This window comes from Pseudomonas sp. XP1 (genome assembly GCF_053557675.1).
In genome coordinates this window covers 1-13,838 of sequence record NZ_JBNRIJ010000032.1, presented here as the reverse complement: position 1 = coordinate 13,838, position 13,838 = coordinate 1, and the positions used below count along the sequence as shown (strand labels likewise).

The window sequence follows — 13,838 nt, the reverse complement described above, 5'->3', positions numbered from 1 at the left end:
TTGCCCGGCGAAAGGGCCGCAAAGCGGCCCCAATTACCTCAGGCCAATTCCTCGGCCTGATGATCCTCACGCACAACCGCCTTCACCTCATCCCGACGGCTGATGAACTTCCAGTCCGCCTCGTCGATGTAGATGCCATTCGGCCCGCTGCCACCTTCCAGGTCGATCGCCACGCGCGCAGACACCTGCGGCTTCACGCTCGCCAGGATCGGGACGAAGCCCAGCTGCAGGCTGGTTTCCAGCAGCGCAGCCTGGTTGCGTTCGTCGATGTCCGCCGCTTCGTCCAGGTAGTACGGCAGGCGGATGCGCCCGGCCAGGTCGCGGTCCATCAGGTGCAGCAACAGGTACATGTTGGTCAGCGCCTTGATGGTCATGGTGGTGCCGTTGGATGCCGCGCCGTCAATGTCGGCGTGGATCACCGGCTGGCCGTTGACCTTGGTGATCTCGAACGCCAGCTCGAACAGGTCCTTCAGGCCCAGCTGGTTGTGGTTGGCCGCCACCAGCCGTGCCAGGTATTCCTTGGCCTCTTCGTTCTTGTTGTCCTGCTCGGCGCTCTGGGTCAGGTCGAATACCGACAGGGTTTCGCCTTCTTCGTATTGACCGGCGCTGTGGATGATCTGGTCGATGTGCTTGAGCGCTTCCTTGTTCGGCGCCAGCACCACGCGGAAGCTCTCCAGGTTGGATACCTGGCGCCTGTTGATCTCGCGGTTGAACAGGGCCAGCTGGTGCTCGAGGCTGTCGTAGTCGCTGCGGATGTTGCGCAAGGTCCGGGCGATGTCGGTGACCGCGGCGCGGCGGGCCTTGGCCAAGGTCAGGGCTTCGTCGGTGCGGTGCGCATAGGCGTTCACCAGCAGCTGCAGGCGGCGTTCCATGTCGTCTTCGCTGTCGAACTTGGCCACGCCTTTCAGGCGCACCTGGGCGTACAGCGCCTCGATCTGGTTGTCCACCCGCTGCAGGCTCTGCCAGCTGTCCTGGTAGTCGTTGAGCAGCGGCAGCAGGTTGTCCATCGAGTCGTCGATGGCTTCCATGTACGGCGTGCCATAGGGCAGGTCGGCCGGCAGCAGCTGGCGACGGCGCAGGGCGTCTTCCAAGGTGCGCTGCTTGGCCTCGAGGTCGCCGATCTGTCGGCCGACCAGTTGCAGCTTGGCCGACAGTTGCTGGACTCGTTCGGTGAAAGCGTCGCTGGAGCGCTTGAGTTCATCCTGGGCGGCTTCGAGCTGCGACAGCTGTTCCAGTTTCTCGGGCTCTTCGGCGGCCAGGGTTTCGCTGCGGCGGAAGTCTTCCAGCGCCTTCTGCGCGTCCAGTACTTCCTGGTACAGGGCTTCGGTCTGCGCCTTGGAGGCGGAGCGGTCGGCGGCTACGGCTTGCTGGGTCTTGAGCTGCTTCAGCTCTTTTTCCAGGCGCTCTTTCTGGTCACGCAGGGCGGCGCGGTCGGCCAGGGCCTGCAGTGCCGGTGGGTCGATGTGCGAAAGGTCGATGGACAGGCCCGGGGCTTCGAAGCGTTCGCCCTTGAAGCCATCGAGCACCGCTTCCAGCGATTTTACCCACAGGTCGCTGTCGTCCAGTTCGATACCGCGGTCACCCAGCGGCAGGCTGAACAGTGCGCCGTTGAACAGGCGCATCAGGCGGTCGACGTCCTGCTGCGAGAACTCTTCGCGCAGGCGGGCATAGCTGTTGTTGTCGGCGTGGTCGAGCTGTTGCTTGACCTGCTTCAGGCGCTTTTCCAGGTCGCGGACGCGTTCGTCCAGGTCTTCGGCGCTGAACTGCCGCGACTGGGCGAGGGCGCCAGCCAGTTCGTCGTGGGCGTCCTTGGCTGCCAGCAGTTGCTGCTCCAGCACCTTGACGTCATCGACCAGGGCGAAGCGGTGCTTGAGCACCGACAGCTCGCCCAGCCAGCGCTGGATACCGGTGATTTCACGCTCCAGGCGCATCAGCTCCTGGGTGCCGCCGCGCTGGTCGTTCTGCAGGCGGTCCTGCTCGCCACGGTAGTGTTCGGCCTGGATCACCAGCTCTTCCTTGCGAGCCATGGCGTATTCCTGCCAAGTGCCCAGCAGGGTGTCGAGCACTGGCGAAATGCGGTGCAGCTTGCCGCGCAGGATGTCGCGCTGGGCCACACCACCGGCCAGGGCCTCGACCAGCGGGCCGGCGGCGACCAGGGCGTTGTAGTCCTGTTCCATGCGGCGCACGTCGCGGAAGGCTTCCTCACAGGCGGCGATGTAGTCGACGCTGCCGGAGCGCAGGCTGTGCTCGAAGGCGTCGAGGAACAGCTGCTTGAGCTTGGCGGCGGTGATTTCGCGCATGTGCAGCAGGTTGATGAACAACGCGCGGAAGGTTTTCAGGCTTTGCTCGCTGGTCGAGCGCAGCGGGATCATGGTCAGGTCCAGCGGCACCGAGGTGTGGCCACCAACCAGCAGACGACGCAGTTCGTCCGGCTTCAGCTCGTAGGCCTTGATACCCAGGCGCTCGAGGTTGGTGAACAGCTCTTTCTGGCGCAGGCAGGTGTCGTTCTTCTGATAGTGGGCCAGGTCCAGTTCGCCCTTGTAGGCAAAGAACTGGTGGCCGAAGCCGCCGCCCGGGCCGCGGCCGACAACGCCGATGACGTGCGGGCCGTGGGGCAGGCTCAGTTCGCAGAGAATGTACGAGGTGTCGCTGGCGAAGTAGAAGCGGCGCGACTGCTCGAGGCTGTACTTGCCGAAGCTCATGTCCGACATGCGCGCCAGGATCGGGAACTGCAGGGCGTTGATCGACGCCGATTTACCCAGGTTGTTGGCACCGTAGACCGACAGCGGCTGTTCCAGTGGGAAAAGGCCAAGGCTGTAGCCGGCGGTGTTGAGCAGTGCGAAGCGGCGGATGCCGTAGCGTTCCTGGCTCATGCGTCAATCTCCTGTTGCTCTTCGCGGATGGCCCGGGCCAGGGCTTCCTCTTCGCTTTCCTCGCCCTCGAACGGGCTGAGGTCGAGCGGGTCGTCGGTGCGGTTGAGTTCTTCGGGGCTTTCTTCCTCGACCAGTACCGGGGTCGGCAGCGGCAGGTCGCTGTGCAGGGTGGCTGCCAGGTCGCGGTCCTGCTGCACGGCCAGGCACACGTCGAGGAAGCGATGCATAGGCGGCAGGAAGCGGTAGATGCCGCCTTCCTCGAAGGCGAAGCCGAGCTGTGTCATGCGGCGCAGGATTTTTTCTTCCAGCTCGTCCACGGTTTGCACTTCGGCCTGCAGGAACAGGTCGCGGTACTTGTCCAGCAGCGATGGCAGTTCGTCACGGCCGATGCTGCCGCCATCGAGCACGGCCATCGGGTCGCGGCCCTGGTCGGCCAGGTGTTCGACCAGGATGAAGGTGAACAGCGACAGGCGCTGCGCGGTCTTGTTGACCTGCGCGGCGGTCATGTCCGGCACGAAGTAGTAGAAGCCACGGGTGTCGCACACCAGTTCGAAGCCCAGGGCCTTGAACAGGGTGCGGTACTGGTCCTGGAAGTTCGACAGCTGGGCGTACAGCTCGGGGTCGCGGCGGCTGACGTGGAAGCCTTTGAACAGCTCGCGGAAGATTGGCGCGAGCTGGGACAGTTCGGAAAGATCAAGATGCATGGGCTGGGCTCGCGTTGGATTCGGTAGGCGCGCTGGCGGCGTCTTCGCGGCTGGAAGTCAGGGCGAACGAGCGCAGGCTGACCAGGTGTTCCTGGGTGATGTACTCGCGGCGGTCGAGGCGTTCGCGCTTGAAGCGCTTTTCCCGCGACAGGCGCGAGAACCAGTACAGCAGCTCGTCGGTGGCGCCTTCGGGCTCCTGCTCCAGCAGCCAGACCATCAGGTCGGGCAGCGGCAGGGCCTGTTCGCAGCGTTCGGCCATTTCCTTGACCGTGCGCGGTGCACGGGGCAGGGCGCCGGACTGGGTCTTGTGGGCCTTGGGGAAGCGCGCCGGCTTGGGCTCGAAGCGGGCCAGGGCGTAGACATAGGTCTCGACCTGGCTGGCGCTGCCGAGGAAAGTGCTTTGCGGGCGGGTGAACATCGGCATGGCCGCTTGCGGTACGGCGTCGATGCCCTTGCGCCGGATCACCGACAGGGCCAGTGCGGCGCCACGGGTCACGGCGTTGTGCCGGCGGGCTTCCTCACGCAGAGGCAGCAGCAGTTCGCGGGCGTGGCGCAGGGTCAGCTGGGCGCTGGTCTGCATTTCCAGGATGCGCGCGTGGGTGCGCAACAGCATGTCGTCGTCGACCAGGTGGCCCAGGCGCGCCTGTTCGCCCAGCAGCTTCAGCAGCACGGTCTCGACCTTGCGCACGCCCTGTTCGAAGGCGCCATCGGCGTTGACCAACTGGATCATCGGCTCGACGTACTCGTCCCAGGTCGCCAGTACTTCGGCATAGCGCTGGCGCAGCGGGATCTGGCGGTTGCTGGTCTTGGCCCGCTCGGCCACGGCTACCAGTGCCTGCTCGTCGTTGTCGAGCTTCTTCAGTACATCGCGCACGCGCATGTCGAGCAGGCGCAGCTGGCGCGCCAGGTCGTCGCTGTCGCGGTTGTCGAAGGCGTCCTGGATATGCCCGGCCAGGCGCTCCAGATGGCGCAGGTAGGCTTCGATCTCCAGACACAGGCCCAGCCGGTGTTCGCGGCGCAGGTAGGCGAGGAAATCGTGGATCTGCGCGTTGAGCTCGAAACGGTTCGGGCTCTTGGCCACCGGGACCAGGATATCCAGGCGGATCCACACGTCGAGCAGCTGGGTGATGTCCTGCGGGGTGCTCTCGACCTGCTGGCGTGCCACGTGCTGACGCAATTCGACCAGGCTCAGGGTGCCCTGGTCGAAACGCTCGCACAGCGGCTCGATCAGGGCCCAGTGTTCGGCTAGGGCGCGCAGGACGCGCTTGGGTTCGATCATTGGCTTCGACTCGTTGCCAAGAAAAAGGGGGCGATTGTACTGCATCCGAGGGGGAGGTTTTCACCCCTTGGTCTGTAATGGGGGATAACCTTATGGCGTAAGTGGGTATGGTTTGATTTTTGTGGTGGCATTCAGACCGAGCGCCGCCCGCGCGGCGCTCGGTCTGATAGGCGCTGCAAAAACCACGGTGTACACGTTAGAATCCCCTATTGCCTTCACCCCTCGGAAACCCGCCCCTTGCTCACCGAACCCCGTCGCCGCGCCTACCTTTCCGCCATGCAAGTGGTGCACTGGCTGCCGCGCGCCGAACTGCCGTTCGCCGCACCGTCGCGGCCCGAGCTGCTGCTGCCGGTGGCGCCGGTCGAGGACCTCGATTTCGACGTAAGGCCGGCACCGGCTGCCAGCGAGGCGCCGGCCACTCCCCAGGCCCGCTCTGGCGAGCGGCCCAAAATCGAGATTCCGCGCCCGGGCAGTGCGCCCAAGCCGGCCGCCAAGCCTGCCGAGGCCGAGGAGCAGGCCGCGCCACCGCGCCCGGCCCCGGTGCCACCCCCGCGCTTCTCGTTGCAGTTGCTGCGTGCCGGCAGCTGCCTGCTGCTGGTGGAGTTGGCCACCGGCCAGCCGTTCCAGAGCCGCGACCCGTCGTACCTGCTGCTCAAGGACATGCTGCGCGCCGCCGGCCTGCCCGACGCTCCGCAGATCATCGGCGAGCCGGTGCGCTGGCCGCTGCTGGTGCGCGGCAACATGGACCAGGGCCCGGAGGCGGCGCGCGATTTCGTCCAGGGCTTTGTCCAGGCGCGCCTGGAGGACGCCCCGTGCACTTGCCTGTGGCTGGTCGGCCTGCCGGCGCTGCGCTTTGCCGCCAATGTCGACGGCGAAGCCTATTACCAACCCCTGAAGCTCGAGGGCCTGGGCGAAGCCTGGGCCTTGCCGGGCCTTGAACTGTTGATGGACGAGCCGCAGCGCAAGGCGGACGTCTGGAAAGCCATGCGCCAGCTGATGGCGCGCTGGAAGAGCGTTGAATGAGTGACTCGATCAGTTTCCGCCCTATGACCGAGGCGGATCTGGATGCCGTACTTAAGATCGAATATGCCGCGTTCAGTCATCCCTGGACGCGCGGGATTTTTCAGGATGCGCTCAAGTCGTACGAAGTCTGGCTGATGTTCGACGGCCAGCAGCAGGTGGGCCACGGCGTGATCAACGTGATCATCGACGAGGCGCACCTGCTCAACATCACCGTCAAGCCGGAAAATCAGGGCCGCGGCCTGGGCCTGCGCCTGCTCGAGCACCTGATGGCCCGGGCCTACCAGCTCAATGGCCGCGAGTGCTTCCTGGAAGTGCGCGCCAGCAACCAGTCGGCCTATCGTTTGTACGAGCGCTACGGGTTCAACGAAATCGGCCGCCGCCGCGACTATTACCCGGTTGCCGGCGGCCGTGAAGACGCGCTGGTGATGGCCTGCACCCTGCTCGAAGATTGAGCAGGGCGGGCTTCATTCACAGGTCCTGTGGCTGGGCCTCCATCGGCTTGGCCAGGTCGCGCAGGCTTCTGGTCACGCTGCCGGTATTGCATTTGGCTGCGGCCTGCTCTGGCGTGTACTTGCGCACGGTGCGGAAGAACAGTTCGCAGGTCTGTTTCTTCTGCGTCACCTGCCACTTGTTCGAGCAGGCATCCAGCGTCAGCTTGGCGTCGGCCCGCTGATTGCGCCCCATCCCCGCCTGCCAGCAGGCGGCCGTCAGGTCCTGCCCCATCATCTTCAAACCAGCAGCATCGGCTGCATCCTGGTCGCCACCATGGCTGTCCTTGTTAGAGGCATACCAGATGGCACTAGGGTGGTTGGCACCCAGCACCGGCACCTTGGCACCTGGCTGCGGGCTGATGCTGACCAGGCCCAGCACATCTACCTGTGGCCCGTACTGCTGCTGGATCCAGCTGCGTACCGGCGCGCCGAAGGCCACCATCGGCAGGGGCCTGGCGGGGTTTTGCAGAGTCATCTCGCTGACCATGCGCACCTGGTAGTCCTTGAAGTAGCTGTAGGTTTCCTTCAGCGTTTCACCCGCGCTGGCGGGCGCGGCGATGGGAGCGATATCTATGATGGTCTGGTAGGCCGGGGTCTGGCTGGCGTCGACACCGTTGAATGTCAACAGCTCGGCCCAGCGGTCGGTGGTATTGGAGCGTAGGTAGTCCTGGGCCTGGGTCAGCGAGTAGTCCGGCGGGAAGTGCAGCAGTTCGATGCTGCGGCGATTCTGCAGGGCCATGCCCAGTGGCAGGAACAGATACCAGTCATAGGACCATTTGCCTTCCTCGTTCAGTCGAGTGGCTGCCTGATAGGCAAGATCACCGCTGTCGAGCAGCTTGCGCAGGGGTTTTGCATAGTTGGCGGGTACGCCACTGATGGTTGCGTGCAGGCGATCGTTGTCGCGGCTTACATGTACCTGGGCAGCGGCATGGCCGTCGCGGCGAACGCTTTGGGTCAGATAGTGTTCTACGGTTTGCTCCAGGGTCCAGTCGCGATAACAGATCACGTGGCAGTTGTTGGGGAAGGCGAAAAGGCGGGTGACGCGCTGGGCGTCGCCCAGGTCGATTCGCGCATCGGCGGCTGCAAGGCCGCTGAAGGCCAGGGCGGCAAGGCTCGGTATTGCCATCTTGTGCATGCTTAACTCCTTGTTGGGCGCAGCCGTATTCGGCAGCGTGGCACATACTGTGGCAAGGGGTGCAGGGATGAAAAGAGCTGGATGGCTGCCGCTGGTGCTGGCCATGTTGTGTGCGGTGGCGAAGGCTGATGAGCGTGATGTCTGGTTGTTCGCTCAATGGGCCGGCGACCATCAGACACGGCCATTTCGCGAGATGCTTGTGGATGCCCGCCTTTACGGCATGGTGCCTATCCATCAACTGCTGCGTTCGGCTTCGGACTGGAAGCTGTGCCACGCGTCCCCCTTCGCCGTGCCGCCCACCAGCAACTGGCCCGCGGTGCGCTCGACACTCTCGCTGATCAAGACGCTCCATGACCAGGGCATCCTGCGCCAGTTCGAGGTGGTTTCGGCCTATCGAGACCCACGCCTGAACGTCTGCGCCGGCGGGGCGGCCAACAGCGCCCATACCCGGGCGTTCGCCGTCGATATCCTGCTACCCGACTGGGCGGACCCCAACCCCCTGTGCCGTTTCTGGCAGCAGTATGGCCAGGCCTGGAACATGGGCCTGGGGCGCTATCTGTCCGGGCGTATTCATGTGGATACCGCGGGTTATCGCACCTGGGGTGGCGACGGCCGTGCAGGTTCGTCGTTCTGTATCAAGCCCAGATGAGCCAGGCAGCTCCTGCATTCGCCCGTCACCCACGTGGCGAAGCGCTGGCGCTTGCCATCGTCTTCTAGCGGCTTGGGGCTGAGCAGGTGGTATGCCGAGCCATCACGCACAAAGCCGAACGGCGCCTGTAATTGGCCGCTGTCTAGTTCGTCGCGCACCATCAGGGCTGAGGCCATGGCCAGGCCCAGGCCGGCGCTGGCGGCCTGAATCGACAGGTAGAAGTGCTCGTAGTCGCCGCGCTCGGTATGTCGGGCCTGCTGGCCGCTCAGGCGCAGCCAGTTGGGCCAGGCGCCGGGGCGGGTGGCGCTGTGCAGCAGGCGTTGGCCTTCAAGTTGGGTGGGGGCGGCGGGATGGCAGACCGGGCCGATCCATTCGTCGCAGATCTTCTGGTTGTACAGCTGCTTGTCCCAGTGAAAATCATCGCGGCGAATTGCCAGGTCGACCCCGGTGCGGGCGAAGTCAAGTGGCCCGCCTGCGGCCACCAGGTGCAACTGCAGGTCGGGATTGGCGGCATGGAAGCGGGGCAGGCGCGGGATCAGCCAGCGCATGGCGATGGTCGGCTCGCACGACAACACCAGCACGTTGTCGCGGGCCTGTTGCTGCAAGCGCTGCACGGCGCCTTCGAGCTGCTCGAAGATCGCCTGGGTAGTGCCTTGCAAGGCACGGCCGGCAGGGGTAAGGAAAATGGCCCGGTTGCGGCGCTCGAACAACTCCACACCAAGGCTTTCTTCAAGCAGGCGCACCTGGCGGCTGACTGCACCATGGGTGACGTGCAGGTGCTCGGCGGCGCGCACGAAGCTCTCGGTTTCGGCAGCGATGTCGAAGTAGCGGAAGGCGTTGAGTGGCGGCAGTTTCATGGCATTTGTGTTGCCAGTACCGACCTCTTCGCGGGCTTGCCCGCTCCCACAGGATTTCACACCAACTGAGAGCTGTGGGGTACCTGTGGGAGCGGGCGAGCCCGCGAAGAGGCCGGCACCGGCACTACACCTCTGTGAAAAAAACTATCAGATTTGCTTCACTATAAATCGATTTTTCCTGGTCTATAAGCTCTCGATAATTGCCTGGTCTGTGCATTTCCATCGCCTATCGAGAGCCACCAGCATGACCGAACTCATCGCCGTCGCACTGTTCACCCTGCTTGCCGTCATCAGCCCCGGTGCCGACTTTGCCATGGTCACCCGAAGCAGTTATGCACAAGGCCGCAAGGCCGGGCTGGCGGCTGCCGTGGGCATTGCCCTGGGAGTGCAGGTGCATGTCCTGTACACGGTGCTGGGCATTGCGGTGATCATCAGCCAGAGCCCGACCCTGTTTATGGGCATGAAAGTGCTGGGCGCGGGTTACCTGGTCTACCTGGGCTACCAGTCGCTGACCAACACCCGGCGCCTAACCCTCGACGGGGCTGCCGCATCCGCCGCCAGCGTAACGCAGGCCCTGCGCACGGGCTTTCTGACCAACGCTCTCAACCCCAAGACCATGCTGTTCGTCATCAGTGCCTTCACTCAGGTGGTACAGCCTGGCAGCTCGCTGGCGCTGGATTTTGCCTACGGCGCTTTCATGTCCGTTGCCCACTGGCTGTGGTTCAGTCTGGTGGCGGTGTTCTTCTCCAGCGCGGCATTGCGCAAGGCGATGATCCAGCGACAGAGGCTGGTGGACAGGGTAATCGGCCTGGCGCTGATCGGGTTGGGCCTGGCTGTGGCGGTGACCGGCATGCGTTGAGGTGGCGATTGCATGTCCAGTAGGGGGGGGGCATTTTTTGCAGGCAAAGAAAAAGGGCTTACCTTGCGGTAAGCCCTTCGTCTTGTTTGGTGGCTACACAGGGACTTGAACCCCGGACCCCAGCATTATGAATGCTATGCTCTAACCAACTGAGCTATGTAGCCGATGGCGCGCATTATTCTCTTGAACGGCCCCTCTGTCAACACTCATTTCAAAAAAAATTTGCACGCTTTCAAAAACTTAGCGGCCAGGCCCGCGTTTTGCCGTGTCCAACGGCATGCCGCCGGCTTTCTACTGCCCGATGCGCCAGCCATCGGTGGCCTTGAGGTCGGCTTTCAGTACCGGGCCGATACTTGCGCCATCGAAGGTTACCCGTTCGCCCGCCGACACCATGCGCTGTTCGCCGCGCTGGATGACCATGGCTTTGCCGTTGAGCACCACCAGTTCGTCATGACCAGCATGGCGGGCGACCTGCAGGCGGGTACCAAACACCTGGACGCGCGCATCGCCCACAGTCACTTCCATGGCTCGGCCGTCGAGCATCACTTCAAGGTATACCCGGCCCTGCACCAGCTGCAGCTGGCGCGTGCGGCCGCGCAGGTCGGCGTTAATCGCGCTGGCGCTGCCCAGGTGCAGGGTGGTGCCGTCGGCCAGGCGGATGCTGCGGCGCTCACCTGCATCGGTGTGCAATTCGCTGCCCAGGCGCTGCATCAGCGGCCAGTACAGATAGGCTGCAGCGCCCAGCCCCAGCAGGAATAGCAGTGCCAGCCATCTGCCCAATGGGCTGCGGCGCGTGTTGATCTGCCGTGGGCGGGGGCGGGCAGGCTGCAACTGCTCGGCGGGCGTCGGGCTCATGGGTTCGATCTGCTCGCGTTAGGGGCCGTTTCGCCCAACGATGACGGGGGTATGGGCCAAGGATGCTAATTATATTGATAACCATTTTCAAGTGAGTCGCGACAGAGAGAGAAAAAAGGTAGCTATGTATCTATTTGTTTTCCGATAATCGGATCCCAAACTGCCGACGGAGATTCAGGCACATGGCTATCAGTAGCGCCTCCACGGCGCCCACCAGTGCGGCGGCAAGCCAAGCCACCCCGCTGGTGATGCGCATTATCGGTTTCTGCGCCCTGGCGCACCTGATCAATGACCTGATCCAGTCGGTGCTGCCGGCGATCTACCCGATGCTCAAGGCCAACTACGACTTGAGTTTCGCCCAGATCGGCATGATTACCCTGACGTTCCAGATCACCGCCTCGCTGCTGCAACCTTGGGTCGGCTTCTTCACCGATCGCCGACCGGCGCCGAACCTGCTGCCGCTGGGTACCCTGTGTACCTTGGTGGGTATCGTGATGCTGGCCTTCGTCGGCAGCTTCCCCATGATCCTGCTGGCCTCGGCACTGGTGGGGATCGGCTCGTCGACCTTCCACCCGGAAACCTCGCGTATTGCGCGCCTGGCCTCGGGCGGGCGCTTCGGCCTGGCCCAGTCGACCTTCCAGGTCGGCGGCAACACCGGCTCTGCGCTGGGCCCGCTGCTGGCAGCGGCCATTGTCATTCCGTTCGGCCAGAGCCACGTGGCCTGGTTCGGCCTGGCTGCGCTGTTCTTCCTCGGCGTCACCCTGATGCTGCGTGGCTGGTACAAGGAGCACCTCAACCAGGCCAAGGCGCGCAAGGCAGTGCAGGCGACCCATGGCATTTCCCGCGGGCGGGTGGTCGCGGCGCTGATCGTGCTGGGCCTGCTGGTGTTCTCCAAGTACTTCTACATGGCCAGCTTCACCAGCTACTTCACCTTCTACCTGATCGAGAAGTTCGAGGTGTCGGTGGCCAGCTCGCAGCTGCACCTGTTCCTGTTCCTCGGTGCGGTGGCGGCAGGTACCTTCTTTGGCGGGCCGATCGGTGACCGCATTGGGCGCAAGGCGGTGATCTGGTTCTCGATCCTCGGCGTGGCGCCGTTCACCCTGGTGCTGCCGTATGCCGACCTGTTCTGGACCACCGTGTTGAGCGTGGTGATCGGCTTTATCCTGGCTTCGGCATTTTCCGCGATCGTGGTGTATGCGCAAGAGCTGGTGCCGGGCAGCGTAGGCATGATTGCAGGGATCTTCTTCGGGCTGATGTTCGGCTTTGGTGGCATCGGTGCGGCCTTGCTGGGGTATGTGGCGGACCTGCGTGGCATCGAGTATGTGTACGAGGTGTGTTCGTTCCTGCCGTTGTTCGGGTTGTTGGCGGTGTTCTTGCCAAGTACCGGCAAGCGCTGAAAGCATGCACAGAACCTGTAGGAGCAGCCTTGTGCTGCGAAGCGGCCATTACTGGCGAAGACAATTTGTTGTCTTGCCGGCCTCTTCGCAGCACAAGGCTGCTCCTGCAACGGCCCGCGCAGGTTTGGAGGCCATGCAAGGCGGTTGCTCCCCGAAATTTGACGACTTGACCACCCTTGACCTAGAGTCCGCCCTTTCTTCAACCACCTGCGTAGTAGTCAAAGCAATGTGCCGTCCCCAGTCCCTGCCAAACGCCCGCCAGCCTGCCTTCCAGGCCCTGCGTCGCGCGTGGCCGAGCGACACGGTGCTCAAGCGTCGCCGCAGCGTGCTGTTTGCCTTCACCTTCTCGCCACACCTCGCCTGAACTGATCTGCGCTTTCGCGTCGCTCGCCGCCCTGGCGTGCGCGCCTGTGTCTGCACGTCTTTTCGGTTTGCAAGGAGTGGTACATGAACATGCGTTTGCTGGCGGGCTTGTTGTTCGCCGTTTCGGTCGTGGGTTTCAGTTTGGGGGCCAGCCTGCCGCTGGTGTCGTTGCGCCTGCATGAAGCCGGTGCGAGCACTCTTGAAATCGGCATCATCTCGGCCATACCCGCTGCGGGCATGATGCTCTCGGCGTTCCTGGTCGACGCCTGCTGTCGCCACCTCACTCGGCGCACCATTTACCTGCTGTGCTTCAGCCTGTGCACGCTCAGCATTGCCTTGCTCGAGTCGGCATTCGGCACGCTGTGGCTGCTGGCGCTGCTGCGCCTGGGCCTGGGGCTGGGCATGGGTATCGCCATCATCCTCGGCGAGTCGTGGGTCAACGAACTGTGTCCGGAGCACAACCGGGGCAAGATCATGGCCCTTTACGCTACCAGCTTCACCGGTTTCCAGGTGCTCGGCCCGGCCATGCTGGCGGTACTGGGCGCGGACAGCCCGTGGATCACCGGTGTGGTCACCGTCTGCTATGGCCTGGCGCTGCTGTGCATCGTGCTGACCGTGCCCCACGACCATGTGGAACATGAAGAGGGTGAAAAGAGCTTCGGTCTGGCCGGCTTCTTCCGCGTGGCGCCGGCGTTGTGCGTGGCGGTGCTGTTCTTCTCGTTCTTCGATGCCGTGGTGCTGTCGCTGCTGCCGGTGTATGCCACCAGCCATGGCTTCGCCGTTGGCGCGGCGGCGCTGATGGTGACGGTGGTGTTTGCCGGTGACATGTTGTTCCAGTTGCCGCTTGGCTGGTTGGCCGACCGGGTGGAGCGCACCGGGCTGCACCTGGTATGCGGGTTGCTGGCGATGGCGATCGGTATCGGCTTGCCCTGGTTGCTGAACCTGACCTGGCTGCTGTGGCCGCTGCTGGTGCTGCTGGGTGCCGTGGCAGGGGGCATCTATACCCTGGCGCTGGTACTGATCGGGCAGCGCTTCAAGGGGCAGGACCTGGTTACCGCCAACGCCAGCGTGGGCTTGCTCTGGGGTGTGGGTAGCCTGGTCGGGCCGCTGGTCAGCGGTGCGGCGATGGATGTGGCGCCGCATGGTCTGCCCATCGCGCTGGCGCTGATGGCCGGGTTGTTCGTGTGCTTTGCCCGGCAGTCGTACCGGCGCACGGGGCGCTTGCCGGCGGTGGCGGACTGAGGTCCTCCAGGGCTGCGCAATACCTGTGGGAGCGGCCTTGTGTCGCGAAAGGGCCGCAAAGCGGCCCCAGGGTTTCAACTGCGCCGGACAGATTGCTGGGGCCGCTTCGCG

Annotated in this window: 12 protein-coding genes, 1 tRNA gene and 1 pseudogene; 7 read left to right on the top strand and 7 right to left on the bottom strand. The window is 64.1% G+C overall.

Annotation, left to right across the window (positions count from 1 at the left end):
- Positions 1 to 38 precede the first annotated feature (38 nt).
- From mksF to mksB, 3 genes are read right to left on the bottom strand one after another with little or no spacing between them, the layout of a single operon-like run.
- A complete protein-coding gene (gene mksF / locus ACK1U9_RS21195) occupies positions 39 to 2,873 on the bottom strand; it encodes an Mks condensin complex protein MksF (protein WP_046616798.1) in 2,835 nt (944 codons plus the stop codon).
- Positions 2,870 to 3,577, bottom strand: coding sequence for an Mks condensin complex protein MksE (gene mksE / locus ACK1U9_RS21190; RefSeq protein ID WP_013970824.1), 708 nt, complete (start codon positions 3,575 to 3,577; stop codon positions 2,870 to 2,872). Before mksE ends, mksF begins: the two co-directional genes overlap by 4 nt.
- Positions 3,567 to 4,856 carry an Mks condensin complex protein MksB gene (mksB, locus tag ACK1U9_RS21185; protein WP_449110163.1) on the bottom strand — a complete coding sequence of 430 codons (1,290 nt, stop codon included), beginning with the start codon at positions 4,854 to 4,856 and terminating at the stop codon, positions 3,567 to 3,569. Before mksB ends, mksE begins: the two co-directional genes overlap by 11 nt.
- A gap of 237 nt (positions 4,857 to 5,093) precedes the next feature.
- On the opposite strand from mksB, the gene ACK1U9_RS21180 reads away from it, so the two are divergent.
- Positions 5,094 to 5,879, top strand: coding sequence for an energy transducer TonB (locus tag ACK1U9_RS21180; protein ID WP_196182832.1), 786 nt, complete (start codon positions 5,094 to 5,096; stop codon positions 5,877 to 5,879).
- Positions 5,876 to 6,331, top strand: a complete 456-nt coding sequence (gene rimI, locus ACK1U9_RS21175) for a ribosomal protein S18-alanine N-acetyltransferase (protein ID WP_046616794.1) — start codon at positions 5,876 to 5,878, stop codon at positions 6,329 to 6,331. Before ACK1U9_RS21180 ends, rimI begins: the two co-directional genes overlap by 4 nt.
- A 16-nt stretch (positions 6,332 to 6,347) precedes the next feature.
- Here the strand turns inward: rimI and ACK1U9_RS21170 are convergent, their stop codons facing one another.
- On the bottom strand, positions 6,348 to 7,505 hold the full coding sequence (locus tag ACK1U9_RS21170; protein ID WP_046616793.1) for a hypothetical protein: 1,158 nt from the start codon (positions 7,503 to 7,505) through the stop codon (positions 6,348 to 6,350).
- Between the two features lie 67 nt (positions 7,506 to 7,572).
- Between ACK1U9_RS21170 and ACK1U9_RS21165 the strand changes: the two genes are divergently transcribed.
- A complete protein-coding gene (locus ACK1U9_RS21165) occupies positions 7,573 to 8,154 on the top strand; it encodes a D-Ala-D-Ala carboxypeptidase family metallohydrolase (protein WP_449110162.1) in 582 nt (193 codons plus the stop codon).
- On the opposite strand, the gene ACK1U9_RS21160 is transcribed toward ACK1U9_RS21165, so the two are convergent.
- Positions 8,094 to 9,011: a LysR substrate-binding domain-containing protein gene (locus ACK1U9_RS21160; protein WP_284385790.1), complete on the bottom strand. Its 918-nt coding sequence runs from the start codon at positions 9,009 to 9,011 to the stop codon at positions 8,094 to 8,096. The two genes, ACK1U9_RS21165 and ACK1U9_RS21160, sit on opposite strands and share 61 nt — an antisense overlap.
- Positions 9,012 to 9,255: 244 nt before the next feature.
- Here ACK1U9_RS21160 and ACK1U9_RS21155 point away from each other — a divergent pair, with 244 nt between their 5' ends.
- A complete protein-coding gene (locus tag ACK1U9_RS21155) occupies positions 9,256 to 9,870 on the top strand; it encodes a LysE family translocator (RefSeq protein ID WP_449110161.1) in 615 nt (204 codons plus the stop codon).
- 87 nt (positions 9,871 to 9,957) lie between these two features.
- Here ACK1U9_RS21155 and ACK1U9_RS21150 read toward each other — a convergent pair.
- Both ACK1U9_RS21150 and ACK1U9_RS21145 read right to left on the bottom strand, forming a co-directional pair.
- Positions 9,958 to 10,034, bottom strand: a tRNA-Met gene (locus ACK1U9_RS21150).
- 130 nt (positions 10,035 to 10,164) lie between these two features.
- Positions 10,165 to 10,707 (bottom strand): annotated as a pseudogene (locus ACK1U9_RS21145) (FecR family protein); the annotation flags it as partial.
- 200 nt (positions 10,708 to 10,907) lie between these two features.
- Between ACK1U9_RS21145 and ACK1U9_RS21140 the strand changes: the two are divergent.
- From ACK1U9_RS21140 to ACK1U9_RS21130, 3 genes are all read left to right on the top strand, one after another.
- The gene (locus tag ACK1U9_RS21140) at positions 10,908 to 12,122 is read left to right on the top strand and encodes an MFS transporter (RefSeq protein ID WP_085601888.1); all 1,215 of its coding nucleotides are present in this window, start codon (positions 10,908 to 10,910) and stop codon (positions 12,120 to 12,122) included.
- 226 nt (positions 12,123 to 12,348) lie between these two features.
- Positions 12,349 to 12,486, top strand: a complete 138-nt coding sequence (locus ACK1U9_RS21135) for a hypothetical protein (protein WP_173015086.1) — start codon at positions 12,349 to 12,351, stop codon at positions 12,484 to 12,486.
- A gap of 83 nt (positions 12,487 to 12,569) precedes the next feature.
- Positions 12,570 to 13,727 carry an MFS transporter gene (locus ACK1U9_RS21130; RefSeq protein ID WP_449110160.1) on the top strand — a complete coding sequence of 386 codons (1,158 nt, stop codon included), beginning with the start codon at positions 12,570 to 12,572 and terminating at the stop codon, positions 13,725 to 13,727.
- The last annotated feature ends 111 nt before the right edge of the window (positions 13,728 to 13,838 follow it).

Excerpts from the sequence above, each read along its gene's own strand:
- ACK1U9_RS21130 (WP_449110160.1), top strand. The coding sequence starts at position 12,570 with ATGAACATGCGTTTGCTGGCGGGCTTGTTGTTCGCCGTTTCGGTCGTG.
- ACK1U9_RS21135 (WP_173015086.1), top strand. The coding sequence starts at position 12,349 with ATGTGCCGTCCCCAGTCCCTGCCAAACGCCCGCCAGCCTGCCTTCCAG.
- mksE (WP_013970824.1), bottom strand. The coding sequence starts at position 3,577 with ATGCATCTTGATCTTTCCGAACTGTCCCAGCTCGCGCCAATCTTCCGC.
- mksF (WP_046616798.1), bottom strand. The coding sequence starts at position 2,873 with ATGAGCCAGGAACGCTACGGCATCCGCCGCTTCGCACTGCTCAACACC.
- ACK1U9_RS21160 (WP_284385790.1), bottom strand. The coding sequence starts at position 9,011 with ATGAAACTGCCGCCACTCAACGCCTTCCGCTACTTCGACATCGCTGCC.
- mksB (WP_449110163.1), bottom strand. The coding sequence starts at position 4,856 with ATGATCGAACCCAAGCGCGTCCTGCGCGCCCTAGCCGAACACTGGGCC.
- ACK1U9_RS21140 (WP_085601888.1), top strand. The coding sequence starts at position 10,908 with ATGGCTATCAGTAGCGCCTCCACGGCGCCCACCAGTGCGGCGGCAAGC.
- ACK1U9_RS21170 (WP_046616793.1), bottom strand. The coding sequence starts at position 7,505 with ATGCACAAGATGGCAATACCGAGCCTTGCCGCCCTGGCCTTCAGCGGC.
- rimI (WP_046616794.1), top strand. The coding sequence starts at position 5,876 with ATGAGTGACTCGATCAGTTTCCGCCCTATGACCGAGGCGGATCTGGAT.
- ACK1U9_RS21165 (WP_449110162.1), top strand. The coding sequence starts at position 7,573 with ATGAAAAGAGCTGGATGGCTGCCGCTGGTGCTGGCCATGTTGTGTGCG.
- ACK1U9_RS21155 (WP_449110161.1), top strand. The coding sequence starts at position 9,256 with ATGACCGAACTCATCGCCGTCGCACTGTTCACCCTGCTTGCCGTCATC.